The following is a 24,804-nucleotide window of genomic DNA, read 5'->3' on the forward strand; positions in this document are numbered from 1 at the left end:
AAAGTCTGGTTATGATGGCGCCACGATCAACGCAAACCGGTGTGTCATGTCCCCAAAAAAGACGACGCTGAAGCCTGCCAGAAACGTACCCGCCTCGAAAAAAACTCCCCCGGAGCCCGGATCCCTGCGCGGCGTTGCGAACTGGAAGGAAGCAGCGCGGTGGCTGAGGGACAGGGGCATTGAAGACATCGAATGCATCACACCGGACCTTGCCGGCGTTGCGCGCGGCAAAATGATGCCGAGCTCGAAATTCACCTCGAACACGTCGCTGGCGCTGCCGTCAGCGATCTACCGGCACACAATTTCGGGCGAATATCCAGACGAGACGGAGAGCTTCCGATACGAGCCGCGCGACAGCGACCTGAAGCTGATGCCCGACCTTTCGACGCTTTCGGTCGTGCCCTGGGAAACCGACCCGACGGCGCAGGTGATCTGCGACATCGTCGATTCGGACGGCGGTGAAGTGCCCTATACGCCGCGCAACGTGCTGAAGCGCATCATGAGCCTCTATCACGAACGCGGCTGGAAACCGATCGTCGCGCCCGAAATCGAATTCTACCTGGTCGCCAAGAACGACGATCCCGACTATCCGCTACACCCGCCCAAAGGCCGATCCGGCCGCTCGATCCTCGGCGGCCAGGGCTATTCGATCGCCGGTATCAATGAATTCGACGAGTTGATCGACGACGTCTATCATTTCTCGGAGAAACAGGGGCTGGAGATCGATACGCTGATCCACGAAGAGGGACCGGCGCAGCTCGAGATCAACCTGCGCCACGGCAATCCGATCGAACTTGCCGACCAGGTGTTCCTGTTCAAGCGGACGATCCGCGAGGCGGCGCTGAAGCACGACATCTACGCGACTTTCATGGCCAAGCCGATGCAGGGCCAGCCGGGTTCGGCGATGCATATCCATCAGTCGGTGGTCAATATCGAGACGGGCAAGAACATCTTCTCCAATGCCGACGGATCGGCCTCGAAGGAATTTTTCCATTTCATCGGCGGCATGCAGAAATTCGTGCCAAGCGCGATGGCGATGCTTGCACCCTACGTGAATTCCTACCGGCGCCTGCAGCCCGATATGTCCTGCCCGGTCAACAATGCCTGGGGCTACGACAACCGGACGACGGCTTTCCGCGTGCCGGTTTCCGATCCGCAAGCGCGGCGTGTGGAAAACCGGCTGCCGAGCTCGGACGCCAACCCCTATCTCGCACTCGCCGCCTCGCTCGCCTCCGGCCTGCTCGGGATCATGAACGAGATCGAGCCGACGGCGCCGACCGAGGATTCGGCCAATGAGGGCTCGATCGACCTGCCGCGCGGCCTGCTGGAAGCCGTGGCGCTGCTCGAGGACGAACCCGCCTTCGAGGAGATGTTCGGCAAGCAGTTCATCGGCCTTTATGCCGGCGTCAAGCGCGGCGAGTTCGAAACCTTCATGCAGGTGATCAGCCCTTGGGAGCGGGAATTCCTTCTGCTCAACGTGTGAGGGACTATCATGGCATCGCAGGAGACATGGCAGAGCCCGATCGCGCCCGGGCTGTCCTGGTATCAGGCAACTGTCGGGGAGCGGCCCACCTATGCCGCTCTCGACGGCTCGAGAACATGCGACGTCGCCATCGTCGGCGGCGGTTATACCGGCCTGCAGGCCGGCTATAATCTTGCCAAAGCGGGCGTTTCAGTGGTGCTGATCGAGGCCTGCCGCTTCGGCGACGGGGCGTCCGGGCGCAATGGCGGTCAACTCGGCACTGGTCAGCGATGGTGGCCGGAAGAACTCGAGGAGAAGATCGGCTACGAACGCTCGAAGGCGCTGTTCGATCTTGCCGAGGCGGCCAAACGCCATCTCATCGATTTCGCCCGCGAGCATCAGATCGAGATCGACTATGTGCCCGGCCAGCTCAACGTCGCACACAAGGCGAGCTACAAGCGCGCCTATTACGAAAATGCCGAGATCGCCGCCTTCCGCTACGACTATCCGCATCTGCGCTTCATGGACGAGAAGGAAACGCAGGAGAGGCTCGGCTCGAAGCGTTTCCATTGCGGCGTGCGCGATGTCGGCACTGGCCACATTCATCCACTGAAGCTGCTGGTGGGGCTGGCGCGGGTCGCTGCCAATGCCGGTGCTGAAATCTTCGAGATGACCAGGGCAACGGCGATCCGCCAGGGCGGCGGCAAAGTGACGATCGAAACCGAAAGCGGGACGATCACCGCTGAGCGCGCGCTGATTGCCTGCAATGGCTATATCGGCAATCTGGAGCCGGTAACGGCAAGCCATGTCATGCCGATCCGCTCCTTCATCGGCGCCACGGCGCCGCTCGACGGGCATCCCGATGTGCTGCCGGGGGGCGAAGCCGTGGCCGATTCGCGTTTCGTCGTGCGCTACTTCCGCAAATTCGGCGACGGACGCCTGCTGTTCGGCGGGCGTGAAGCCTATACGTCGGACAATCCGCGGGACATTTCGCAGCATATCCGCCGGCAGATCGCCGAGATCTATCCTGATCTGAAGGACATCGAGATCACCCATGCCTGGGGCGGCAGCGTCGGCATCACCCTGCCGCGCCAGCCCTTCGTGCGCGAGGTCATGCCCGGCGTCATCTCGATCGGCGGTTATTCCGGTCATGGCGTCATGCTGTCAAACTACTGTGGCAAGCTCTATGCGGAAACGGTGCTTGGAAAATCCGGCGATCTCGACCTGTTCACATCGCTCGATATTCCCGCCTTTCCCGGCGGGGCCCGCATGCGCGCACCGTTGCTTTTCCTCGCCTTGTCGTGGTTTGCACTTCGCGACAAGTTTTAGTCCGATTGCGGATTTCCTCTTCCGGAAATTCGCTCTAAAACCGCTTCCTGAGAGATTCATTGCACTGCACACTGGCTTTTTTAAATCGATTAGATTAAAAGGGCCGCCAACCAGCCTGATTGAGAGACAAGCTCATGAGCAGCCAAATCATTCCCGTTGAGCCCTTTGATTATGTCGTCTTCGGCGGCAGCGGCGACCTTGCAGAACGCAAGCTTCTGCCCGCGCTGTATCATCGCCAGATCGAAGGCCAGTTTTCGGAACCGACCCGCGTGATCGGCGCCTCGCGCAGCCCGTTGACGCACGAGGAATACCGCAAATTCGCCAAGGACGCGCTGAACGAGCACCTGAAGAAGGGTGAATACGACGAGGCGGAGGTGGAGAAATTCTGTGCCCGCCTCTACTACGTCTCGGTCGACGCCCGCACGGATGCCGGCTGGGATCAGCTGAAGAAGCTGCTCGACGAAGGCAAGGATCGCGTGCGCGCCTTCTACCTCGCCGTCGCTCCGGGCATCTTCGGCGATATCTCGCAGAAGATCCATGACCACAAGCTGATCACCAAATCGACCCGCATCGTCGTCGAGAAGCCGATCGGCCGCGACCTCGCCTCGGCGCTGCAGCTCAACGACACGATCGGCCGTGCCTTCAAGGAAGAACAGATCTTCCGCATCGACCATTATCTCGGCAAGGAGACGGTGCAGAACCTGATGGCGCTGCGCTTTGCCAACGCGCTCTATGAGCCGTTGTGGAACGCCAACTACATCGACCACGTGCAGATCACAGTGGCTGAATCGGTCGGCCTCGAAGGCCGCGCCGGCTATTACGATACGGCTGGCGCGCTGCGAGACATGGTGCAGAACCACATCCTGCAGCTGCTCTGCCTGACGGCGATGGAAGTGCCCTCGTCGATGGATTCGGAAGCGGTTCGCGACGAGAAGCTGAAGGTGCTGCGGGCGCTGAAGCCGCTCAATGCCTCCAATGTCGAGCAGGCGACGGTCCGCGGCCAGTATCGCGCCGGTGCATCGGGCAGCGGCCCGGTCAAGGGCTACCTCGAAGAGCTCGAAGGCGGCGTCTCGAACACCGAGACCTTCGTCGCCATCAAGGCCGAGATCAACAACTGGCGCTGGGCGGGCGTTCCCTTCTATATCCGCACAGGCAAGCGCCTGACCGGGCGCATGTCCGAGATCGTCATCACCTTCAAGCCGATCCCGCACGCGATCTTCGACCAGGCGGCCGGGCGCATCAACGCCAACCAGCTGATCATTCGCCTGCAGCCGGATGAGGGCGTCAAGCAGTCGCTGATGATCAAGGATCCGGGTCCGGGCGGCATGCGCCTGCGCAACGTCTCGCTCGACATGAGCTTCGCCCAGGCCTTCAACGTCCGCAATCCTGACGCCTACGAGCGCCTGCTGATGGACGTGATCCGCTCCAACCAGACATTGTTCATGCGCCGCGACGAAGTGGAAGCCGCATGGAGATGGGTCGATCCGATCCTGAAGGGGTGGGAAACCACCGGCCAGCAGGTGCAGGGCTATACGGCCGGCACCTGGGGCCCGAGCCAGGCCATCGCGCTGATCGAGCGCGACGGCCGCACCTGGCATGACGAGATCTAGGACGAAACCGATGGCATCGACCCTGCATTCCTTCGCCAGCGCCGCAGACCTCGCCGGCAGCCTCGCCGACAAGGTCGCGGATTCGCTTTCGGCGGCGATTGCCGCCCGCGGAACGGCGTCCATCGCCGTTTCCGGCGGCTCCACGCCGAAGGTCTTCTTCCAGGCGCTTTCGAGGCGCGACATCGCCTGGGACAAGGTGACGATTACGCTTGTCGACGAACGTTTCGTGCCGGCCGACAATGCGCGCTCGAACCATCTTCTGGTCGATGCCAATCTGCTGCAGAACAAGGCAAGGGCGGCACGCTTCCTGCCGCTCTACCAGGATGCTGCCTCGGCGGAGGAGGCGGCAAGGATCGCGACCGAGAAGACCAAGGCGATCAGTTCACCCTTCGACATCGTCATCCTGGGCATGGGCGGCGACGGCCACACGGCCTCGTTCTTTCCCGGCGGCAGCAATCTTGCCAAGGCGCTCGATGCATCGACGCCGCGCGGCATCATCACCATGGAAGCGGAAGGAGCCGGCGAGCCGCGCCTGACCTTCACCTTCTCCAGTCTTGAGGATGCCGCACTCCTGGTTCTCCATATTGAGGGCGAAGGCAAAAAAGACGTTCTCGCCAAGGCGGAAGGCAGCGGTGACGAGGCAGAGATGCCGATCCGCGCCATTCTGCGCCGGGCCACTTCCCCGGTCGAGATCTACTGGGCTCCCTGATCAGCCGTCATCCGGATTGAGATTCAGGCCAGAGCCGCCGAAACAGATAGAGACAACGAACAAGGCAGGGATTTTCCATGTCCGCTCATGCACGCATTTCTGCGATCACCGATCGCATTGTCGAACGCTCGAAGCCAAGCCGCGAGCGCTACCTGGAACGCCTGCGCGCCGCCGCTTCCAAGGGTGTCGCGCGCTCAGTGCTCGGATGCGCCAATCTTGCCCATGGCTTCGCGGTCTGTTCCCCCGCCGACAAGGATGCGCTCGCCGGCGACCGCATCCCCAATCTCGGCATCATCACCGCCTATAACGACATGCTCTCGGCTCACCAGCCATTCGAGACCTATCCGGCGATCATCCGTGAGGCAGCCGCCCAAGCAGGCGGCGTGGCGCAGGTGGCTGGCGGCGTGCCGGCGATGTGCGACGGCGTCACCCAAGGACAGCCGGGCATGGAGCTCTCGCTGTTCTCGCGCGACCTGATCGCCATGTCGGCGGGCGTCGGCCTGTCGCACAACATGTTCGACGCCGCCCTCTTCCTCGGCGTCTGCGACAAGATCGTGCCCGGCCTGGTGATTGCAGCCCTGTCCTTCGGGCACCTGCCGTCGATTTTCGTTCCGGCCGGTCCGATGACGACAGGCCTGCCGAACGACGAGAAGTCGCGCGTGCGCCAGCTCTTCGCCGAGGGCAAGGTCGGACGCGCCGAACTGCTGGAGGCGGAATCGAAGTCCTATCACGGTCCCGGCACCTGCACCTTTTACGGCACTGCCAATTCCAACCAGATGCTGATGGAGATCATGGGCTTCCACATGCCTGGCTCGTCCTTCATCAATCCCGGCACACCGCTGCGTGAAGCGTTGACGCGCGAAGCCGCCAAGCGGGCGCTGGCGATCACCGCGCTCGGCAATGAATTCACGCCGGCGGGCGAGATGATCGACGAGCGCTCGGTCGTCAACGGCGTCGTCGGCCTGCATGCGACCGGCGGCTCGACCAACCACACGCTGCACCTTGTCGCCATGGCACGGGCGGCCGGCATCCACCTCACCTGGCAGGACATTGCCGAGCTTTCGGAAATCGTCCCGCTGCTTGCCCGCGTCTACCCGAACGGACTTGCCGACGTGAACCATTTCCAGGCGGCTGGCGGCATGGGCTTCCTCATCAAGGAACTCTTGAAGCACGGACTGGTGCATGACGACGTCCGCACCGTCTTCGGCCAGGGTCTCCAAGCCTATACGGTTGATGCCCGCCTCGGCGAAAACGGCGCCGTCCTGCGCGAGCCGTCGCCGGAAAAAAGCGTCGATCCCAAGGTCCTCTCCAGCATCGAAACGCCGTTCCAGGCCAATGGCGGGTTGAAGATGCTGCGCGGCAATCTCGGCAAAGCGGTCATCAAGATTTCCGCCGTCAAGCCGGAGCGCCACATCATCGAGGCGCCGGCAATCATCTTCCACAGCCAGCAGGAACTGCAGGACGCCTTCAAGGAAGGCAAGCTCAACCGCGATTTCATCGCCGTCGTGCGTTTCCAGGGCCCGAAAGCGAACGGCATGCCGGAACTGCACAAGCTGACGCCGCCGCTCGGCGTGTTGCAGGATCGCGGCTTCCGCGTGGCGCTGCTCACCGACGGGCGCATGTCCGGCGCGTCCGGCAAGGTGCCGGCAGCGATCCACGTCACGCCGGAAGCGGTCGACGGCGGCCCGATCGCCCGCATCCGCGAGGGCGACATCATTCGCCTGGACGCGATCAAGGGCACGCTCGAGCTGCTCGTCGATGCAGCTGACATGGCCGAGCGCGAGCCGGTGACCGTCGATCTCTCCGACAATGAATTCGGCATGGGCCGCGAACTCTTCGCGCCGTTCCGCCGCGCCGTCGGACCTTCGGACCAAGGTGCGAGCGTGCTCTTCCACCACTGAACGAGTGGCTTCTGGCAAACAAAAACCCGCGGGGAGCGTGAAGCACCCGCGGGTTTTTTTGATTTCAATCCGTCCTGCTGGACGCGCGACTTCAGGCTCGAATATCGAGAACGTAGTCGCGGTGCGCCGGATGGGTGCTGTAGACGAAGATCTTGTTCAGCTCCTTCTGCGTCAGCAGGCGCAGGAAGCGGACGTCGATCGTATTGTTGGCGTTAACCTTCATCAGCAGGCAGCCGACCTTGGTGATGCGGGCATCCGGAATATCCAGATAGAACTGCTTCGGCAGGCTGAACTGGGTCAGGATCGCGAGCGTCGCGCTGCTCATCGAAATACGGACAATGTCGCAGCGGCGCGAAGCCGCGTGCATGACGCCCTTTTCCGTATATTCAATGCGCGCGGCGTTCATCGTGTCCTCCATCTTGAACCGCGCCTCGCGGTCATACATGAAGGATTCTTCCTTGCTCAGGAAATGAGATTTTGGCTGTGACGGATTGGAAGCGGCCACGTGCTTATCCCCCTCATAAATTGACGAGGAAAGGGTAGCAGCCGATCTTTAACAGAAAGTGAGAATTCGGCCCGTCCCGCACAATTCTTGGGACCATCACCCCAAAAATGGCCGCCTCACTTCCGGTAGGTATGGCCGGTTGCGTCAAACAGATGCAACTTCTGCCTGTCGGCGGCAAACCGCATCCTCTGTCCCTTCTTCACATCATAGATGCCAGGCAGCTTGACGACGATCGGCTCGCCCGGGACCAGGCCCTCGATATAAAGCAACGTCACTTCGCCGAGCGCTTCGACGATCGACACTTCACCTTCGAAAAGGTAATCGGCGCCATCGGCAACCCGGAGATCCTCCGGACGAACGCCGAAGCTTGCCTGCTTGCCGGTTTCCGACGCGTCGGTCGCCACATCGAGGGTCACCGACATGCCGCCGGTCAGCGTCACCGTCGTCTGGCTTCCGGTGCCGGCGACCGTCGCCGGAATGATGTTCATCGCCGGCGAGCCGATGAATTTGGCGACGAAGAGGTTTGCCGGGCGCTCGTAGAGGTCCAGCGGCGCGCCGACCTGCTCGATATTGCCGGCGGAGAGAACGACGATACGATCGGCAAGCGTCATCGCCTCGACCTGGTCGTGGGTGACGTAGATCATCGTCGTATCGGCCATCTGCTCGTTCAGGCGGGCGATCTCGATGCGGGTCGCGACGCGCAGCGCGGCATCGAGGTTGGACAACGGCTCGTCGAACAGGAAGACCTTTGGATCGCGGCAGATGGCGCGGCCGATCGCCACGCGCTGGCGCTGGCCGCCGGAAAGCGCCTTCGGCAGACGATCGAGATAGTTGGTCAGCTGCAGGCTCTCGGCCGCCGCCCGGACACGGCGGTCGATCTCTTGGCGGCTTTCGCCGGCGATCTTCATGCCGAAAGCCATGTTATCGAACACGGTCATATGCGGGTAGAGCGCATAGGACTGGAAGACCATGGCGATGCCGCGCTTGGAGGGCGGCACGTCATTGACGAGATGGCCATCGATATACATCTCACCGCCGGTGATCGCCTCGAGACCGGCGATCATGCGCAGAAGCGTGGATTTGCCGCAGCCGGACGGACCGACGAAGACGATGAATTCGCCCTGCTTGATATCGAGGTCGATACCATGGAGAACGTCCACGGAACCGTAGGATTTGCGGATATCCTTCAGCGTCAGTCCAGTCATTTCTCTCTCCCCTTAGTTCCTTAGGCAAGACGGGCGAAATACGCCCCCCAGGCCGGAATATCGATCTTGTCGCCATAGTTGTTGCTGGTAAAGCCGTGGCCCGTCAATGCCTGCCATTCTCCCGCAGGCAGAATGACGGCGGCCTCGGCCGCGCTCATGTTGAAGATGCAGAGCAGCTTCTCGTTGCCGTATTCACGGGTGAAGACCAGGCTGTCACCCTGTTGTTCCTCGAATTCGATCTCGCCCTTGGCAAAAGCCGGGTGCAGCTTGCGGAAGGCGATGAAGCGGCGATAGTGCTCCAGCACGGAAGCCTCGTCGCCCAGCTGGACGCTGACGGCACGCAGGATATGCTCGACCGGCACTGGCAACCAGGGCTTGACCGTCGAGAAGCCGCCCTGGGCGACCTGGCTGTCCCAGACCATCGGCGTGCGGCAGCCGTCGCGGCCCTTGAATTCCGGCCAGAACTGGATGCCATAGGGGTCCTGCAGATCCTGATAGGCGAGATCGGCCTCAGTCAGCGCCAGCTCCTCGCCCTGATAGAGGCAGACGGAGCCGCGCATGGTCATCAGCAACGAGGCGTAGAGCTTGGCAAAAGCGTCGTGATCGGCGACCAGCCCGCCCCAGCGGCTGACATGGCGCATAACGTCGTGATTGGAGAAGGCCCAGCAGGCCCAACCATCGGGCGCGGCAGCTTCGAAATCCTGCATCACCTCCTCGACGCGCTCCGGCGTCAGCGGATCGGGCGCCAGGAACTCGAAGGCGTAGCACATGTGCATCTTGTCATTGCCGGAGGTGTATTCGCCGACGATTTCAAGGCCGCGCTGGCTGTCGCCGACTTCGCCGACAGCGGCGATCGCCGGGAATTCCTCGAGAACGGCGCGGAAGCGCTTCAGGAAGGCAAGGTTCTCAGGGCGGTTCTTGTCGTAGATATGCTCCTGAAAATTATAGGGATTGACCGCCGGCGCCGTCGAGGCGTTGCGGCGCTCGGGAGCCAGCGCCGGGTTGTCGCGCAGTTGCGTGTCATGGAAATAGAAGTTGATGGTGTCGAGGCGGAAACCATCGACGCCGCGATTGAGCCAGAAGCGCACGACGTCGAGCAGACGGTCCTGCACCTCAGGGTTATGCAGGTTCATGTCCGGCTGCGAGGTCAGGAAATTGTGCAGGTAATATTGCATGCGCGTCGGATCCCACGCCCATGCAGAACCGCCGAAGATCGACAGCCAGTTGTTCGGCGGCGTGCCATCCGGCTTGGCGTCGGCCCAGACATACCAGTCGGCCTTGGCGTTGGTCTTGCTCGAGCGGCTTTGCGCGAACCAGGGATGCTGATCCGAGCTGTGGGAGATGACGAGGTCGATCATCACCCGGATGCCGAGGCGATGGGCCTCGGCGATCATCGTGTCGAAATCCACCAGCGTGCCGAAGATCGAATCGACATTCTCGTAGTCGGAGACGTCATAGCCGAAATCGCGCATTGGCGAGGTGAAGAAGGGCGAGATCCAGATCGCATCGACGCCGAGGCTTGCCACATGCGGCAAGCGGGCGGTGATGCCCTTCAGGTCGCCGATGCCGTCACCGTTCGAATCCTGGTAGGAGCGCGGGTAGATCTGATAGATCACCGCGCCGCGCCACCAGTCCTTGTCGGGAGTCGAGATCGATTGAGAAGCCACGTTCATGGAATATCCTGTTTGAAGTCACGTTCGGGAATGGTCAGCCTCCCTTGACCGAACCCGCCAGCAGACCGCGCACCAGGTAACGCTGCAGCCCGAAGAAGACGAGCAGCGGCACGATAATGGTGACGAAGGCCGACGCCGTCAAAATCTCCCAATTGCCGCCGCGCGAGCCGAGCAGCGCGTTCAGGCTGCCGGTCAGCACGAGGTGGTCCTTGTCGGTGCCGAGGAAGACCATGGCGACGAGCAGGTCGTTCCACACCCATAGGAACTGGAAGATGGCGAAGGAGGCGAGTGCGGGGAAGGACAGAGGCAAAACGATGCGGACGAAGATCTCGAAATCGCTCGCGCCGTCGACGCGGGCGGATTCGATGATCTCTTTCGGCAGGCCGGCAATATAGGCTCGCAAGAGATAGATGGCGAGCGGCATGCCGAAGGCGGTATGGGCCAGCCAGATGCCGGGATAGGTCTTCGACGGCTGGCCGAGCAGGTTGCCGATCTCGTTATAGAGGCGCAGCAGCGGAATCAGCGACATCTGCAGCGGCACGACGATGAGGCCGACGACGAGCGCAATCAGCAGCCCGCGGCCAGGAAACTCCATCCAGCTCAGGGCATAGGCTGCGAAAGCGGCAATCAGGATCGGGATGATCGTCGCCGGGATCGTCACGGTCAGCGAGTTGATGAAGGACTGGCCAATGCCCTCGCCGGTCAGAACCGTGTTGTAGTTCTGCATGGTGAATTCCGGCGGCGCCGAGACGGACGCATAGATGCGCTTCGGGCGTTCGTCGGGCGAGAAGGCGGTGTTCTTCACATAGCGATAACTGCCGTCGCTGTTGATCTGCAGGGTTTCACCGTCGCCGAAATCGGCGGTCTCGCCGGCTTTAAAGGCGGCCGGCTGCTGTATGCGGTTGCCGAAGGCCTTCACGGCACGGCCGGTCTGGCCTTCCAACACATTGCCTGTAATGACGTAGTTCGCACCTTCCTGCTTTTGCTGGTCGGGCGTACCGAGGCGGACCGCGGCGGTCTGGGTCGAGCCGACGAAGGCCGTCCACCAGCCGGAGACGACGATCTGGTCCTTGTCGCGCAGCGCGCTGACGAAGATGCCGAGCGTCGGGATCAGCCAGATGATGACGATCAGCAGAACGGCGACATGAACGAAGAGCCGGGCGGGGCCGATCTTGAAGTAGCTTCCGATAGCGGTCATCTCAGTGCCCCTTCAGTTCGCGATTGGCGCGGCGCACGTTCCAGACCATGATCGGGGTGACTGCGAGCATGATGATGATGGCGATGACGGCGCTTCGGCCGGAATCGCCGCCGCCGCGGAACATCCAGTTGAACATCAGGTTCGCCAACACCATCGACTGCCACTGGCCGTTGGTCATGGTCAGCACGATGTCGAAGACCTTGAGGACGAGGATGGTGATCGTCGTCCAGACGACGGCGATGGAACCCCAGACCTGAGGCACCATGATGCGCCAGAAGATTTGCCAGCCATTGGCGCCGTCGATCACGGCGGCTTCGATCGTCTCCTCGGGGATGCCGCGAAGAGCGGCCGACAGGATGACCATGGCGAAACCGGTCTGGATCCAGATCAGGATGACCATCAGGAAGAAGTTGTTCCAGAAGGGAACGGAAATCCACACCTCGGGCGTGCCGCCGAAAGTCTGGACGATGGCGTTCAGCAGGCCGATCTGGACGTCGTTGCCGCCGCGATATTCATAGATGAATTTCCAAATGACCGAGGCGCCGACGAAGGAGATCGCCATCGGCATGAAGACGATGCTCTTGGCGATATTGCCCCACCAGATGCGATCGGTCATCACGGCGATGACGAGGCCGAAGAAGGTGCAGGCGGCCGGCACGACGGCGAGCCAGAGGATGTTATTGAAGATCGACTGGCGGAATTCGCGGTCGCCGAGCGCCCATTTGTAGTTGGCGAGGCCGACGAACTGCAGACCGGCGCGGTCGTAGAAGGAGAGGATCAAGGTCGCAACGACCGGATAGACGAGATAGACGATCAGCAGGAAGAGCGCCGGGCCGATGAACAACCACGGCCGAACGAGCGCACGGCGGTTGAGATTACGCGATGCGGCGCGGATGTCGCCGTCCTTCACCGGCAGAGCGAGATCCAGGATCTTGTTCGAAAAATAGAAATAGGCCGAGCACGCGATAACGGCTCCGACCACGACGCCCAAAGCGGACACTATCTGCGACAGCATTTCGTCCCTCCCCTGCTTCCCCTGATCTTATTCCGACCGGTTTTTATGCTGACGGGTCAACGCCGGTCATCGTCAATCTATTTGTATTGCCCAATCACAATATATCCCGCAATGGCCGGGCTCTTTGCGAGTCCGGCCAGTCATGCAAGCCATGCCGCCGGCAAGCCGGCGGCATAATTTTAAAAGATTACTTGATGCCGTCCCAGGCGCTCTGGATTTCGCCCGCAGACTCTTCAGCGGACTTGCCGCCGACGAAATCGACCATGCCGGTCCAGAAGGCGCCGGCGCCGATCTTGCCCGGCATCAGGTCGGAACCGTCGAAGCGGAAGGTGGTGGCGGAGGTCAGGATCTCGCCTTCCTTCTTCATCTGCGGGTTGGCATAGGCCTCGGTGCTGACGCCCTTGTACGGCGTCAGGAAGCTCGACTGCGCCATCCAGACCTCATGGGCGATCGGGGTCTTCAGGAAGTCGATGAAGGCGCGGGCCGTCTTCGAGTCCTTGGCGATCGAGACGAGCGTGCCGGCGCCGAGAACCGGCTTGCCGAGTTCGGGATGCGAAGCAAAGGTCGGCATGTAGAAGAAGTCGGCATCCTGACCGAGCTTCGTGCCCTCAGGGAAGAAGGACGGGATGAACGAGGCCTGATGGTGCATGTAGCACTTCGGCGGAACCGCGAAGAGGCCCTTCGGGCTGTCGCGGAAATCGGTCGAGGCCACGGCTGCGACGCCGCCGTCGACGTATTTCGCGTTCTTGGCGAACTTGCCGAACTCGTCGATCGCGGCAACGACCGCCGGATCGGTGAACTTCAGCTCGTTGGTCGTCCACTTGTCGTAGGCTTCCGGTGGCTGCATGCGCAGCATCATGTCCTCGACCCAGTCGGTCGCCGGCCAGCCGGTGGCGCCGCCGGAACCGAGACCGATGCACCAGGGAACGCCGCCATCCTTGACGATCTGGTCGGTCAGGGCATGCAGTTCTTCCATGGTCGTCGGGATCTTGTAACCGGCTTCCTCGAAGTTCTCCGGAACATACCAGACCAGCGACTTTACGTCGGCCTTGTACGGGAAGGCGTAGAAGGCTTCCTTGCCGTCCTTGCCCTTGTAGGTGCCGTAACCGACCCAGCTGTCGCCAGCGCCGTAATTGTCCTTGATCCACTTGGAGTTGTCATCGCCGAGCGGCGTCAGGAAGCCCTTGCTGGCGAGATCGGCCAGGAGGCCCGGCTGCGGCAGAACGGCAATGTTCGGCGGCGAGCCTGCCTGCGTATCGATGACGATCTGCTGTTCGTAGTTTTCGGAAGAGGAGTATTTGACATCGATGCCGGTGGCTTCGGTGAAATAGGCAAGAACGCTCTGGAAGAACGCCTCGTCCTCGCCGCGCCACGGCCCGAAGATCGTCAGCGGCTGGCCCTTCAGATCGGCATGAGCAGCCTTGAACTCGTCATAGCTCTTCCAGTTGAACTTCGAATCCTGACCCGGGGCAAATTTCAAATCGGCCGCGGACGCAGCACCGGCAAAAAGCGCTGCCACGGCAACGCCCATCAAAAATGACTTTTTCATGTGATCAACCTCCCATCACAATCCCAACCGCGCCGAATTCCCTCCAAAGGAAATTTCAAAGCGCTTTGACACCCAACTCATTCCACTTTCGGTGGAATGGAGTCAAGTCAATTCGCGAAAACCCGCTGTGAACATGCTGGATATCGCGGCGCAGCAACGCCTATCGGGAAATATGGAGCGATTTTTCTTGAGTCAAGCGCGCCAGATGATACATAATTGAAAGCGCTTTGGATGCCACTGGGAGGCGGCAGGCCTTTTCAGGACGGCTGACAGGCGGGCCGGGAGGAAGCATAGCAGGTGAATCTCAAACAGCTATCGGAATTGCTGGGGCTGTCGCAGACGACGGTGAGCCGAGCGCTGAACGGCTATCCCGAGGTCAACGAGGCGACCCGGGAGCGTGTGCTCCAGGCTGTCAAGGAGACCGGATACCGGCCGAACAAGGCAGCGCAGCGGCTTGCGACCGGCAAGGCAGGCTCGATCGGCCTCGTCATGCCGACGGCGCCCGGCCACCAGTCCGACGTGCATTTCGGTGAATTCCTGGCCGGGCTCGGCGAAGAGGCCGTCCGCCACGACTTCCATTTCGTGATCATGCCGGCCGACCCCGATGACGAGGTGGCGGCGCTGCGGCGCCTTGCGATCAGCGGCAATGTCGATGCTCTGTTCGTCGCCTATATGCGCGGTCACGACCCGCGGCTCGCCATGCTGAAATCACTGTCGATGCCCTATGTCGTGCACGGCCGCTCCTTCGGTTCTGAGCCGGACTATCCCTATCTCGACATCGACAATGAAGGCGCCTTCTACGATGCGACGCGGCTCTTGCTGCAGCTCGGCCATACCCGCTTTGCGCTGATGAACGGACCAATGCATCTCGATTTCGCCATCCGCAGGAAGAACGGCGTCATATCAGCGCTTGCCGAGCGCGGGCTCGCGCTCGATGAGGGTTGCATGAGCCACGCGCTGATGACGGACGAGCAAGGCCTGCTGGCGATGGAACACTTCCTGCAATTGCCGGAGCGACCGACGGCGATCCTGTGCTCCAGCACGGTGCTGGCGCTCGGCGCGATCCGCGCGGTCAACCAGGCCGGATTGCGGCTCGGCGAGGATATCTCGCTGATCGCCCATGACGACGTGCTGCCGCTGCTGAAACCGGAAAGCTTTTCCGTGCCGCTGACGACGACACGCTCTTCATTGCGGGCGGCGGGCGTGCGCATCGCGCAGCGGCTGATCGGCACGGTGAAGCAGGCCGGCCCCTTCCCCGACCAGGAGCTTTGGAAGACCGAGCTGATCGTCAGGGCCTCGACCGGTCCTGTTCCCCAGGCCTAGAACAGGATGATTTTAGGCCTGTTCGGCCTAAAATCTGAATCCTGTTCTACATCATATAGTGAGAGCATGGTGTCGTCCGAAAACCGCTCACACTTTTCGGCATCATGCTCTAATCAAAACTGCGGCGGTGTCTGCCCTGCAGTGCGATGGGCGGCGATGACCGTGTTGGCCATCAGCATGGCGATGGTCATCGGCCCGACGCCGCCGGGAACCGGGGTGATGGTGCTCGCGACCGCAGAGACCTCCTCGAAGGCGACGTCGCCGACGAGCCGGGTCTTGCCCTCGCCTCTTTCGGGGGCTGCCACCCGGTTGATGCCGACGTCGATGACTGTCGCACCGGGCTTGACCCAATCGGCCCTGACCATCTCCGGCCTGCCGACGGCGGCCACCAGGATATCGGCGTTGCGGCAGACCTCGGCGAGATTCCTGGTCCTGGAATGAGCGATCGTCACGGTCGCATTGGCGTTGAGCAGCAATTGCGCCATCGGCTTGCCGAACAGGTTGGAGCGGCCGATGACAACGGCGTTGAGGCCGGAGAGATCCTCGCCATGGGTACGGCGGACGAGGACCATGGCGCCGGCCGGGGTGCAGGAGACCAGCCCGGTCTTCAGGTCGCCGGTGGCGAGCTTGCCGGCATTGACGACGCTCAGGCCGTCGACATCCTTTTCCGGCAGGATCGACTGGATAATCGCCTCGCTGTCGAGCGGCTTCGGCAGGGGCAGTTGCACCAGGATGCCGTGGATCGACGGATCGGCGTTGAGGGTGGCGACAAGGGCTGCCAACTCCTCCTGCTTCGTCTCGGCCGGCAGCGTGTGCTGGACGGACTTGAATCCGCATTCCTTGGCCATGCGGCCCTTGGAACCGACATAGGCGTGGCTTGCCGGATCGTCGCCGACGATCACGACCGCAAGGCCGGTGGTGACGCCGGTGCTTTTTTCCAGCGCTGCCGTCGCACTCTTGACCGTCTGAATGACCGATGCAGCTACGTTCTTGCCGTCGATTACTGTCGTCACGCGTCTCTCCGCCCTGTTTCGCGTCAATCTATGGATAGTTGACGAGCTTCAAATGCTCGCTAACGCCCTATCCTGTCGGAAAGCAGCAATGCAATATCAAAAATGCAAGGAAATGTTCGTTCAACGCAGCGGCTGTCGCGCTTCGAGCGCATGAACACGAAGCCGGTCGCGCAGGCCGGAGATCTCGGAGCGCAGCACCTCCATTTCGTCGATTGGCGCGGGGTCCTGCGCGGGCATCGACGGCAGTGGAGCCTGCGGCTGGGGCGCCGGCGTTTTCTCCCTTGCGGGATCGGCGACGGGCCTACGCAGGCGCAGCAGGAAAGCCGCAGCAAGGCCCATCGCAAGGCCCGCCGCGGCACCAGCCAGAGAGCGGCCGGTCAGGCCATCGGTGCCCAATACTGTGGTTGCCAATGCCGGCTTCAGGAGAACGATACGACCGTCGGCGGCCGTTCCCACCGCTGCGGACGTCGCCTCTTCGAGGCGCGAGCGCGCGGCATTCGCCTTTTCGCTAAGCTCGGTCAGGCGTGACAAATCGACACCGGTGTCCCGGCTCTGGGCGATCAGTGTGTTGCGGCGGTCGTTCAGGCCCTTGCGCGCATCGACGGCGGCCTTGGCAGCGAGGTTGGCAGTCTGGGCAAGACGGGTCAGCTCCTTACCTATATTCTCCTTCAGACCGTCTGTTTCGGCTTGCTGCTGCAAGAGGCGCGGATGGCGCGGGCCAAGCTCGGCCGAAAGCTGCGCAAGCGCTGTCCTGGCGACGGCATATTTGTCGCGCCAGTCCTGCAGCGCCGGCGAGAGCATATCGGAGGGGAGCGAACCGTCGAGCACATCGGCAAGTTTTGCCGCCTTGAGCCGGTCGGTCTGCGCCTTGGCGGCAAGAATATTCTGGTCGGCCGCTTTCAGATCGGCATCGAGCTGGTCGATCTGGCGGCGAAGATCGATCGCCACCTTGACGTTGCCCTCACCGCTTTTAGCCGTGAACGCGGCAAGCTCCGCCTTCGTCTCGTCATAGGTTTTGCGCAAGGCGGCATCGGTTTCGGCGTCGCTGGGTCCGTCTGCTGTAGAAACCGCTTCGGCAAGCCTTGCGGCGATGCGCATGGATTTGCCACTGTCGCCGGTCGTCACCCTCACGAGGATCGTGCCGGCAGCGGCATCGGGCAGTATCTCGACCGCATGCTTCAGCGTGGCCTCGGCGCGCGAGGCCGGATCGGCAGCAGCACCGGTCGCCGAGAGGAGATCGAGCGCGACGCCGAGCGCATTGGCGCTGGCGCCGGCAAATTCGGGATCGTGATCGAGTTTCAGGGCGGCGACCGTCGAAGCAACCATGCGCGCCGACAGCAGCCCTTTTGCCGCGGCCTGGGTGAAGGCCGCGCGGCTTGCGGCATCGCTCTTCACTGCAAGCGTCGCTTCGGCGCGGTAGAGGGCCGGCAAAGCCGGCATCAGCGCCGGCAGGCCCGCGCCGATGATCGTCGCAACCGCGACCATCATCGCAAGACCAGTGCCGCCGACTCGGCGGCGCGGCGCTGCCGGCCGGGGCTCGGCGGGTTCCTCACGGACCGCAGCCAGCGGTGCGGATGAGATCATCGGCTCGTCGGCCGGAACGCTCAGCTCTTCGTGACGCGCCGGCTCCTGAAGAAGCGGATGGCCGACGTCGTTGGCGGCGCGGAGGCGGTTGCCGAGGATGGTTTCGATGCGGTCGACCAGCGGTGCCGTGCGCGCCGCCCTGGCGCGCTGCTCCTCCAGCACGCGGCCGATGGCGCGCAGCAATTCGGCCTCGGGCGGCGCGATATCCGGCCGGCTCGACCGAGGCACCCCGTAGGAATCCTCATCGGCGCGCGGCCCTGCGGCTGCGCGATCCTGGAAGCTGTTTCTGGCCCTGATATCGTACATTTGCGCCACATCTCATGCACATGATGGCCGAGTTCGCTCATCCGCACGGACGCAGATGATTAAGCCACTCTAAATATTCATGGCAAAGAAATGGTTAACCGCAGCGGGCAAGAACTAAGCATAATTCCTCAAATCGGAAACGATTTAAGGGCAAAATTATGCGGCAATTTAAAGTGCTGCACCATCCTTTGCGCGTCTGAAAAGACGCGCGGCGCTGTAGGTCAACTTGCCTTCCGACGATCCGACGACGGCTGCAGCGCGCTGCCGTGCTCTTCCGGATGGCTGAGGATCCTTTCGCGTCGGCGGAAGCGGTAGCGCAGGACATGGAAAAGGAAGACCGGGATGCCGACAACGTAACGGCGCCAGAGGCGCGTCGGCTCCTGCAGCAGGCGATAGGCCCATTCCAGGCGCATCATCCGCACCGTCCTCGGCGCGCGGGGGACGGCGCCGGAGACGAAGTCGAAGAGAGCGCCCACCGTCAACACCAGGCGCGCATGATCGGCGCGGATATGATCGTGAACCCATTTCTCCTGCAGCGGCGTTCCCATGCCGACGATCAGGATATCGACCTTCTGGCGCTCGAGCTCCTCGATGACATCAGTAGGATCGACCTTGTCGAAGTAGCCGTCGGAAACGATGAAGAATTCGTGCCAGGGCGTATGCCTACGGAAGTTTTCCGCCGCCGCCTCGACGACCGAGCGCGTGCCGCCGATGAGGCCGATGCGGCGCGGGGTCTCCATGAAGGTCAGGAAGGCCGGCACGAAATCGGTGCCGTTCAGATTGGCCGGAAACGGCGCGCCATGGGCGATCTGCGATGCAATGTTGAGGCCGATGCCGTCCGGCAGCACCAGATTGTGCGACATGATCCGGTAATATTCGTCGTCGCGCAGCGCGGTCAGCATGTTGTGGGCGTTGACGAAACAAACCACGGTCTGGCCGACGGGAATGGAGGCCAACTCGTTGATGAAAACGAGGGCGTCGTCCCAGCCGAGATCGCAGACCGGCAGATCAAAGATCGTCCGCCGCGATGCGAGCACCGCGAAGTTTGCAATCAAATTCATTCCTACCTCCTGCCGAGGGTGCTGCATGCGCCCGACATCCCGGAAAACAAGCCCATATTTCCGCACCGGAGGTCTCGAAAGGACCGGTCGCGTCCCGCCGGGACGGCGTCGCTCCGATCCCGGATAAGCGGCGCATGCCAAGCTGTGACACCTGATATAACAGGACGGTTTCAAACAACCCTTAGGAAAATTCCTTGAATTTCCATGCTCGTATAAGTGGTTTATTAACCACACGCGCCAACGGAAAACGGCGCCTTGCGGCGCCGCTTGTCGTCGATGCTCGGATGTTGCTCAGTGAGCAGCTGGCGCCGGTGCTTCACCGGCCGGTACAGTCTCGACGATCTTGACGGGTGTGCCGACCTTCTTCGGCTGACCGGCGGAGCTTTCCTTGACCTCTTCCTTGGAGAGATAGTCGAGCTGCTCCAGCATCACGTCGGCGACGTATTCGCCGCCGAGGCGCTCGTTCATGCCCTTCTTGATCTCCTCGCGAAAGGCCTTCGGATCGAAGGATTTGATGTGCGCGATATCGACCATCTTGTTGCCGACGAGCAGGCTGAAAAGCTCGTCCGTCGTCATCTCGGCGAGCGGCAGCGTCACGCCTTTCAGCATGTCCTTGTTCATCATGAACGAAACGCGGCCGAGGAAGTAACCGGTGACCGCGCCGTTACCGATGATCGGCACGGTGATCGTTTCGCCCTTCACCAGTTCGAGTGCGCTCTGCTTGGAATCCGTTGCCGCGGGCGCCGGCGCGGTCGCCAGATACACCGAGAAATAGACCGATGCCAAGGTGATGGCGCAAACCCAGACACCGGTGAGGACGAGCTTGATCATCAGTTTCCACGCGCGGCGAATTGTTCCTGGGAATAGGTGCCGTCGGCATCGGCGTCCTGAACTGCGTTCTTCAGGAGGTCGGCCACGGCGCGAACCGCTTCGAGATGCGCTTCGACGCGACGGGCATTGAGAACCAGTTTCTTCTTCAGGCCGTGCAACTGGTCGAGATGGGCAGCGGCAAGCTCGGCCGGATCGGTGTCGCGGAAAAGCATCGAGAGCTCGTAGAGGCAGCGGCTCTTATGCGCATTGGAGACCTTGAGATCGAATTGCGGGTCGTTGCCGATCCGGGTGTTCTCATTGTCGATGATCATTTCGAGGCGTCCGAGAACGGATTTGATCCTGTATTCGTTCGAAACTATTTCCATTGTACCCCCGGTTATGCGTCGCCTTGAGCATGATGCCGAAAAGTGTGCGCGGTTTTCGGACGACATCACGCTCTAACTATTTAATTGAGAACAGGATTCAGATTTTAGGCCAACGGGCCTAAAATCATCCTGTTCTATCGGTCTTGGCATCGGCGGTCGGCGTGCCAAAAGTCTTACGCTGAAAGTCATCGATCATGCTGAGCGCGGTGTTGCGGTCATCGTCGTCGGTCGAGGCATTGACGATCTTGCCTTCCTGCCGGCGCAGCTGCTCGCTGTACATCTGCTTGGCAATGCCGATGCCGTCACCCTTGGCCATGACGTTGCCGAGCTGTTCGGCCATCATGCCTTTCCAGATATCGCCGGTCGCGCCCTTGCCGTAGACGTCTTCGCCTTCGCTCGGCAGCATGGACTTGACGAAATTCTGCAGAACCATGGCCTCGAACTTCCGGTAGCTTTCCGGAACTTCCTCGGCCTTGGTGCGGTTCTGGATGTTGGCAAGGCCGCTCTTCTGGCCGATATGGTCGAGGACGTCGACCGTATTGGAGAAGCCCTTACCATTCTCGGCGAGGCTCGTTGCGGCAAAGGCCGCACGATTTGCCTTCAACTTTTCCTGGGCCGCCTGAACCTCCATGGGGTCGGCAGCTTTGACAACGTCCAGGACCAGATCACTGGGGGGCGAAATAGCCACGTTACAATCCTCTGAATTTAAGATCGTAACGATTATGGTTTTTGAAGCTTGCTGGAGGCTGGCGTTGCGAATTGCTGATCGATGACATCGTAGACGGCATTGTCATCGGCCTCGCGGCGCTCGGCCTCAAGGGCTTCCTTCATACCCTCCTCAAGGCGATCGCCCTTGGCACGCTCGCGCGTCAGCCGCATCTCGTGGACCTGCTGCATGCCGTTCAGCTGCTGGTCCTTGATGGTGAGCCTGCCGAATCTGTCGGCGTAATTCTGCGAGAAGGCATGGTGAACGGGGTCCATCGAGCCGAGCGCGAGGATGACGTCGTCTATCGCCGCATTGACCTCGACACGCTGACGGCTGGTTTCGGCCAGGTCGTTCTCGGCCACTCTTTCAATATGCCGCTGCACCGAGAGCAGTCGCTTGAGCTTCTGGGAGCGCTTCTTTTCGATCATCGCCTCATCGCCCGATATAGATCGAGCCGAAGGACTGGCCGAACTGGCTGACCAACGCCGCAATCGAGAAATAGATCAGGAAGAGCCCGCCCATCAAGAGATAGGGCGTGGAAATGAAGTAGACCGGGATCTGCGGCGCCAGCTTGTTGATGAAGCCGATCGAGACGTTGAAGATCAGGCCGTAGATCAAAAACGGGCTCGACAGCCGCAGCATGATGTAGGTGGTCTGTTCCAGCGTGTCGGTAAAGGAGATCAGCGTCGCGCGCATCTGCATCAGGCCGCCGAAGGGCATGGTCGTGTAGGAATCGATCAGCGCGCGGAAGACGATGTGGTGGAAATCCATGATGAAGAGAATCATGATGCCGGCAAAGGTAATGAAGCCGGAAAGGCTGGTCTCCGGCGTGTCTTCGAGAATGTCGGCGGAACCCGGCTGGGTGTAGCCGACCATCATAGCGATGATCGTCGCGGCGAACTGCATGCCGAGCGTGTAGATCCTCGCCAGCATGCCGTACATCACGCCGATCAGCGATTCGCTGAAGATCAGGCCGATATAGGTTCCCGAACCTGTGTGAACGGCCGGGTAGACGGTGTCCCAGAGCAGCGGCATGACGGCGATCGAGAGCGCGCCGGCGATGAAGACGCGCAGCTGTTCAGGCACGCGCGCCGACGAAAAACCCGGAAGAGCCAGCACACAGCCACCGATCCGGCAGAAAACCAGAAACAGCGCGAGAACGGTCCCTTGCGGGTCTGTTATCATGAAATAGAGCCCAAAATCTTTATCTCGATGCCCTTGGCCAGTTCGACATGCGACAGGACCGGGAGCGTGGCGAACAGCCGTTCGATGATCATGCGCACATAGGACCGTGTTTCCGGCGACGTGACAAGGGCGAATGGCAAGCCGCGATCCATGAACTCACGGATAACTTTGGTGGCCTGCTCGCTGAACTCTTCCAGGCTGCGCGGATCGATGTCGAATTCGATCACCTCGCCCTTGGCGTCGCGCTTCAGCGCCTGGTGGAAAGCGAGATCCCATTTGCTGCCCAGCCTGAGCACGCGCAGCACGCCATTGTCGGCCAGGTCGCCGCAGAGCTGCTGGGCCATGCGGATGCGGACATGCTCGACGATCTGCTCGGTCTTCCTGACATGCGGGGCAAGCTCTGCCACCGCCTCGAGAATGAGATGCAGGTTGCGGATCGAGACACGTTCGGCAAGCAGCAGCTTGAGCACCGCCTGCAGGCCCGAATAGGACATGTGCGACGAGCAAATCTCGTCGGCAAGCTTCTTGTATTCGGGATCGAGCCGATCGATCAGCACCTTGACGTCCTTGTAGGACAGAAGCTGCGGCAGGTTGTTGCGGATGACCTCGCTCATATGGGTCAGCACGACGGAGACGTTGTCGATCGGCTGGAAGCCCTCGCGCTTCAGATCGTCGGAGAAGTTTTCGAGGATCGAGACGGCAGGCATGCCGAAAGCGGGTTCGCGGATTTCGTCGCCGGGAATGCTCGGCCGGCGACCGGCGCCGGTGACGACGAGGACTTCGCCGACGCGCAGCAGGTTGGAGGCGACGGTCGTGCCGTGGATGCGGATCTGGTAGGACTTCTCGGCGATGGCGATATCGTCGGTCACCTTGATCTCGGGCACGACGAAACCGTATTGCGTGGCGAACTTCTTGCGCATCTTGCCGACACGGAAGGCGAGCTCCTGGTGGGCGCCGAGCAGGCGCGTCGAGACCATCTTGCCGAGTGCGAGCTCGATCTCGGAGGTGCGCAGCACTGCCTTGACCGAATCCTTTTCCAGTTCCTTGCTCTGGACGACCTTCTTTTCTTCCTGCTCGCGGCGAAGCATATTTTCGGCTTCGACCTGACGCGGGATGAACCAGGCGCCGAAGGCGAGAAGACCGCCAAGGACCACGAAGGGAATAAACGGCAGGCCCGGCATCAGGGCCAGGATGAACATCAGCACCGCCGAGACGGAAAGCGCCCGGGGATAACCGCTCAACTGGTTGACGACCGCCTGGTCGGTGGAGCCGGTGGTGCCGCCGCGGGAGACGAGAAGGCCGGCGGCGAGCGAAACGATGAGGGCCGGCATCTGCGAGACAAGGCCGTCGCCGACGGAGAGCTTGACGAAGACGTCGGCCGCTTCGCCGATCGGCATCCCGTGGCGGAAGTAGCCGATGATGATGCCGCCGAAGATGTTGATGCAGGTGATGATGAGGCCGGCGACGGCATCACCGCGCACGAACTTCGACGCACCGTCCATCGCACCGAAGAAGGAGCTTTCCTCCTCGAGTTCCTTGCGCCGGCGCTGAGCTTCCCTCTCGTCGATGATGCCGGCCGAGAGATCGGCGTCGATGGACATCTGCTTGCCGGGGATGGCATCCAGGGTGAAACGTGCGCCGACTTCGGCGATACGCGTGGCGCCCTTGGTGATGACGATGAAGTTGATGGTGATGAGGATCAGGAAGACGATCAGACCGATGACGAAGTCGCCGGACATCACCAGGCTTGCGAAACCGGCGATGACGCCGCCCGCTGCTTCATGGCCTTCATTACCGTGGGACAGGATGACGCGTGTCGTCGCGATGTTCAGCGCCAGCCGGGTCATCGTCGCGATCAGCAGAATGGTCGGGAAAGACGAGAAATCGAGCGGTTTCTGGATCCACAGCGCGACCATCAGGATCAGCACCGAGAAAGCGATCGAGAAGGCCAGTCCCATATCGATCAGGAACGGCGGAATCGGCAGGAAGAGAATGCAGATAATGCCGATGATGCCGAGGGCAAAACCGACATCGCGCAGGCTCGGGGCGACTTTTGGAAGGGGGAGTGCAGGTGGTTGCGCCATGACGATTCCGTCTCTTCATGAGAGGAGGCGGACATGAGTCCGCCCAATTCGGATCGAGAATTAAATGGCGAAGCTTGCGCGAAGGTGGCTCAGAGCGGTTCAGCTTTTCATGGAAGCGTAGAACCGCTCTAACCTTTTGTTTCTATGCAATTCCGGCAAAAGCGCTTCGCGCTTTGCCTGGCAAAACCGC

The 24,804-nt window shown here is 61.5% G+C and carries 21 protein-coding genes; 6 read left to right on the forward strand and 15 right to left on the reverse strand.

The annotated features are described in order from the left end of the window. Positions 1-46 precede the first annotated feature (46 nt). The 5 genes from C3Y91_RS37265 to edd all read left to right on the forward strand — a co-directional run bounded on the left by C3Y91_RS37265 (position 47) and on the right by edd (position 7,011). Positions 47-1,483 carry a glutamine synthetase family protein gene (locus tag C3Y91_RS37265; RefSeq protein WP_018072608.1) on the forward strand — a complete coding sequence of 479 codons (1,437 nt, stop codon included), beginning with the start codon at positions 47-49 and terminating at the stop codon, positions 1,481-1,483. Positions 1,484-1,492: 9 nt separating this feature from the next. Further along, positions 1,493-2,791 carry an NAD(P)/FAD-dependent oxidoreductase gene (locus C3Y91_RS37270; RefSeq protein ID WP_130763223.1) on the forward strand — a complete coding sequence of 433 codons (1,299 nt, stop codon included), beginning with the start codon at positions 1,493-1,495 and terminating at the stop codon, positions 2,789-2,791. A gap of 134 nt (positions 2,792-2,925) precedes the next feature. After that, positions 2,926-4,401, forward strand: coding sequence for a glucose-6-phosphate dehydrogenase (gene zwf, locus C3Y91_RS37275; RefSeq protein WP_075224326.1), 1,476 nt, complete (start codon positions 2,926-2,928; stop codon positions 4,399-4,401). 10 nt (positions 4,402-4,411) lie between these two features. Further along, positions 4,412-5,110 carry a 6-phosphogluconolactonase gene (pgl, locus tag C3Y91_RS37280; RefSeq protein ID WP_164586568.1) on the forward strand — a complete coding sequence of 233 codons (699 nt, stop codon included), beginning with the start codon at positions 4,412-4,414 and terminating at the stop codon, positions 5,108-5,110. Between the two features lie 77 nt (positions 5,111-5,187). Continuing rightward, positions 5,188-7,011: a phosphogluconate dehydratase gene (edd, locus tag C3Y91_RS37285; RefSeq protein ID WP_018072604.1), complete on the forward strand. Its 1,824-nt coding sequence runs from the start codon at positions 5,188-5,190 to the stop codon at positions 7,009-7,011. Positions 7,012-7,102: 91 nt separating this feature from the next. On the opposite strand, the gene C3Y91_RS37290 is transcribed toward edd, so the two are convergent. From C3Y91_RS37290 to C3Y91_RS37315, 6 genes are all read right to left on the reverse strand, one after another. Continuing rightward, entirely contained in the window at positions 7,103-7,456 is a 354-nt protein-coding gene (locus tag C3Y91_RS37290; RefSeq protein WP_018445791.1) for a hypothetical protein, read from the reverse strand. A 176-nt stretch (positions 7,457-7,632) separates the two neighbouring features. Beyond that, a complete protein-coding gene (locus tag C3Y91_RS37295) occupies positions 7,633-8,721 on the reverse strand; it encodes an ABC transporter ATP-binding protein (RefSeq protein ID WP_018486417.1) in 1,089 nt (362 codons plus the stop codon). 20 nt (positions 8,722-8,741) lie between these two features. Then, positions 8,742-10,394 (reverse strand): beta-galactosidase BglA, encoded by a 1,653-nt coding sequence (bglA, locus tag C3Y91_RS37300; protein WP_018072601.1) that lies wholly within the window; start codon positions 10,392-10,394, stop codon positions 8,742-8,744. Between the two features lie 34 nt (positions 10,395-10,428). After that, positions 10,429-11,592 (reverse strand): carbohydrate ABC transporter permease, encoded by a 1,164-nt coding sequence (locus C3Y91_RS37305; protein ID WP_018072600.1) that lies wholly within the window; start codon positions 11,590-11,592, stop codon positions 10,429-10,431. A 1-nt stretch (position 11,593) separates the two neighbouring features. Beyond that, positions 11,594-12,607 (reverse strand): carbohydrate ABC transporter permease, encoded by a 1,014-nt coding sequence (locus C3Y91_RS37310; RefSeq protein ID WP_018072599.1) that lies wholly within the window; start codon positions 12,605-12,607, stop codon positions 11,594-11,596. 187 nt (positions 12,608-12,794) lie between these two features. Continuing rightward, positions 12,795-14,156, reverse strand: coding sequence for an ABC transporter substrate-binding protein (locus tag C3Y91_RS37315; RefSeq protein ID WP_168576438.1), 1,362 nt, complete (start codon positions 14,154-14,156; stop codon positions 12,795-12,797). A 297-nt stretch (positions 14,157-14,453) separates the two neighbouring features. On the opposite strand from C3Y91_RS37315, the gene C3Y91_RS37320 reads away from it, so the two are divergent. Beyond that, positions 14,454-15,479 (forward strand): LacI family DNA-binding transcriptional regulator, encoded by a 1,026-nt coding sequence (locus C3Y91_RS37320; protein WP_018072597.1) that lies wholly within the window; start codon positions 14,454-14,456, stop codon positions 15,477-15,479. A gap of 113 nt (positions 15,480-15,592) precedes the next feature. On the opposite strand, the gene folD is transcribed toward C3Y91_RS37320, so the two are convergent. From folD to flhA, 9 genes are all read right to left on the reverse strand, one after another. Then, complete coding sequence (gene folD, locus C3Y91_RS37325; RefSeq protein ID WP_018072596.1) at positions 15,593-16,492, reverse strand: bifunctional methylenetetrahydrofolate dehydrogenase/methenyltetrahydrofolate cyclohydrolase FolD; 900 nt, start codon at positions 16,490-16,492, stop codon at positions 15,593-15,595. 120 nt (positions 16,493-16,612) lie between these two features. Further along, entirely contained in the window at positions 16,613-18,382 is a 1,770-nt protein-coding gene (locus C3Y91_RS37330; protein WP_168576439.1) for a GumC domain-containing protein, read from the reverse strand. Positions 18,383-18,603: 221 nt separating this feature from the next. Beyond that, positions 18,604-19,443, reverse strand: coding sequence for a WecB/TagA/CpsF family glycosyltransferase (locus C3Y91_RS37335; RefSeq protein WP_168576440.1), 840 nt, complete (start codon positions 19,441-19,443; stop codon positions 18,604-18,606). Between the two features lie 291 nt (positions 19,444-19,734). Beyond that, a complete protein-coding gene (locus tag C3Y91_RS37340; RefSeq protein WP_168576441.1) occupies positions 19,735-20,274 on the reverse strand; it encodes a hypothetical protein in 540 nt (179 codons plus the stop codon). Beyond that, entirely contained in the window at positions 20,274-20,639 is a 366-nt protein-coding gene (locus C3Y91_RS37345) for a hypothetical protein (RefSeq protein ID WP_003556590.1), read from the reverse strand. Before C3Y91_RS37345 ends, C3Y91_RS37340 begins: the two co-directional genes overlap by 1 nt. A gap of 124 nt (positions 20,640-20,763) precedes the next feature. Then, positions 20,764-21,327 carry a rod-binding protein gene (locus C3Y91_RS37350; RefSeq protein WP_168576442.1) on the reverse strand — a complete coding sequence of 188 codons (564 nt, stop codon included), beginning with the start codon at positions 21,325-21,327 and terminating at the stop codon, positions 20,764-20,766. Positions 21,328-21,359: 32 nt separating this feature from the next. Then, positions 21,360-21,773, reverse strand: a complete 414-nt coding sequence (locus C3Y91_RS37355) for a hypothetical protein (RefSeq protein ID WP_018072590.1) — start codon at positions 21,771-21,773, stop codon at positions 21,360-21,362. Between the two features lie 4 nt (positions 21,774-21,777). Then, positions 21,778-22,530, reverse strand: a complete 753-nt coding sequence (gene fliR / locus C3Y91_RS37360; RefSeq protein WP_018493773.1) for a flagellar biosynthetic protein FliR — start codon at positions 22,528-22,530, stop codon at positions 21,778-21,780. Then, positions 22,527-24,614 carry a flagellar biosynthesis protein FlhA gene (flhA, locus tag C3Y91_RS37365; RefSeq protein WP_018072588.1) on the reverse strand — a complete coding sequence of 696 codons (2,088 nt, stop codon included), beginning with the start codon at positions 24,612-24,614 and terminating at the stop codon, positions 22,527-22,529. Before flhA ends, fliR begins: the two co-directional genes overlap by 4 nt. Between the last annotated feature and the right edge of the window lie 190 nt (positions 24,615-24,804).

This window comes from Rhizobium ruizarguesonis, from assembly GCF_012349115.1.
Taxonomy (GTDB): Bacteria; Pseudomonadota; Alphaproteobacteria; order Rhizobiales; family Rhizobiaceae; genus Rhizobium; species Rhizobium ruizarguesonis.

Bases quoted from the DNA above. Each gene is read 5' to 3' on its own strand.
- zwf (WP_075224326.1), top strand. From the start codon at position 2,926: ATGAGCAGCCAAATCATTCCCGTTGAGCCCTTTGATTATGTCGTCTTC.
- C3Y91_RS37335 (WP_168576440.1), bottom strand. From the start codon at position 19,443: ATGAATTTGATTGCAAACTTCGCGGTGCTCGCATCGCGGCGGACGATC.
- C3Y91_RS37295 (WP_018486417.1), bottom strand. From the start codon at position 8,721: ATGACTGGACTGACGCTGAAGGATATCCGCAAATCCTACGGTTCCGTG.
- C3Y91_RS37310 (WP_018072599.1), bottom strand. From the start codon at position 12,607: ATGCTGTCGCAGATAGTGTCCGCTTTGGGCGTCGTGGTCGGAGCCGTT.
- C3Y91_RS37265 (WP_018072608.1), top strand. From the start codon at position 47: ATGTCCCCAAAAAAGACGACGCTGAAGCCTGCCAGAAACGTACCCGCC.
- fliR (WP_018493773.1), bottom strand. From the start codon at position 22,530: ATGATAACAGACCCGCAAGGGACCGTTCTCGCGCTGTTTCTGGTTTTC.
- C3Y91_RS37330 (WP_168576439.1), bottom strand. From the start codon at position 18,382: ATGTACGATATCAGGGCCAGAAACAGCTTCCAGGATCGCGCAGCCGCA.
- flhA (WP_018072588.1), bottom strand. From the start codon at position 24,614: ATGGCGCAACCACCTGCACTCCCCCTTCCAAAAGTCGCCCCGAGCCTG.
- C3Y91_RS37270 (WP_130763223.1), top strand. From the start codon at position 1,493: ATGGCATCGCAGGAGACATGGCAGAGCCCGATCGCGCCCGGGCTGTCC.
- edd (WP_018072604.1), top strand. From the start codon at position 5,188: ATGTCCGCTCATGCACGCATTTCTGCGATCACCGATCGCATTGTCGAA.
- C3Y91_RS37315 (WP_168576438.1), bottom strand. From the start codon at position 14,156: ATGAAAAAGTCATTTTTGATGGGCGTTGCCGTGGCAGCGCTTTTTGCC.
- C3Y91_RS37340 (WP_168576441.1), bottom strand. From the start codon at position 20,274: ATGATCAAGCTCGTCCTCACCGGTGTCTGGGTTTGCGCCATCACCTTG.
- pgl (WP_164586568.1), top strand. From the start codon at position 4,412: ATGGCATCGACCCTGCATTCCTTCGCCAGCGCCGCAGACCTCGCCGGC.
- C3Y91_RS37345 (WP_003556590.1), bottom strand. From the start codon at position 20,639: ATGGAAATAGTTTCGAACGAATACAGGATCAAATCCGTTCTCGGACGC.
- C3Y91_RS37355 (WP_018072590.1), bottom strand. From the start codon at position 21,773: ATGATCGAAAAGAAGCGCTCCCAGAAGCTCAAGCGACTGCTCTCGGTG.
- C3Y91_RS37305 (WP_018072600.1), bottom strand. From the start codon at position 11,592: ATGACCGCTATCGGAAGCTACTTCAAGATCGGCCCCGCCCGGCTCTTC.
- C3Y91_RS37290 (WP_018445791.1), bottom strand. From the start codon at position 7,456: ATGTATGACCGCGAGGCGCGGTTCAAGATGGAGGACACGATGAACGCC.
- bglA (WP_018072601.1), bottom strand. From the start codon at position 10,394: ATGAACGTGGCTTCTCAATCGATCTCGACTCCCGACAAGGACTGGTGG.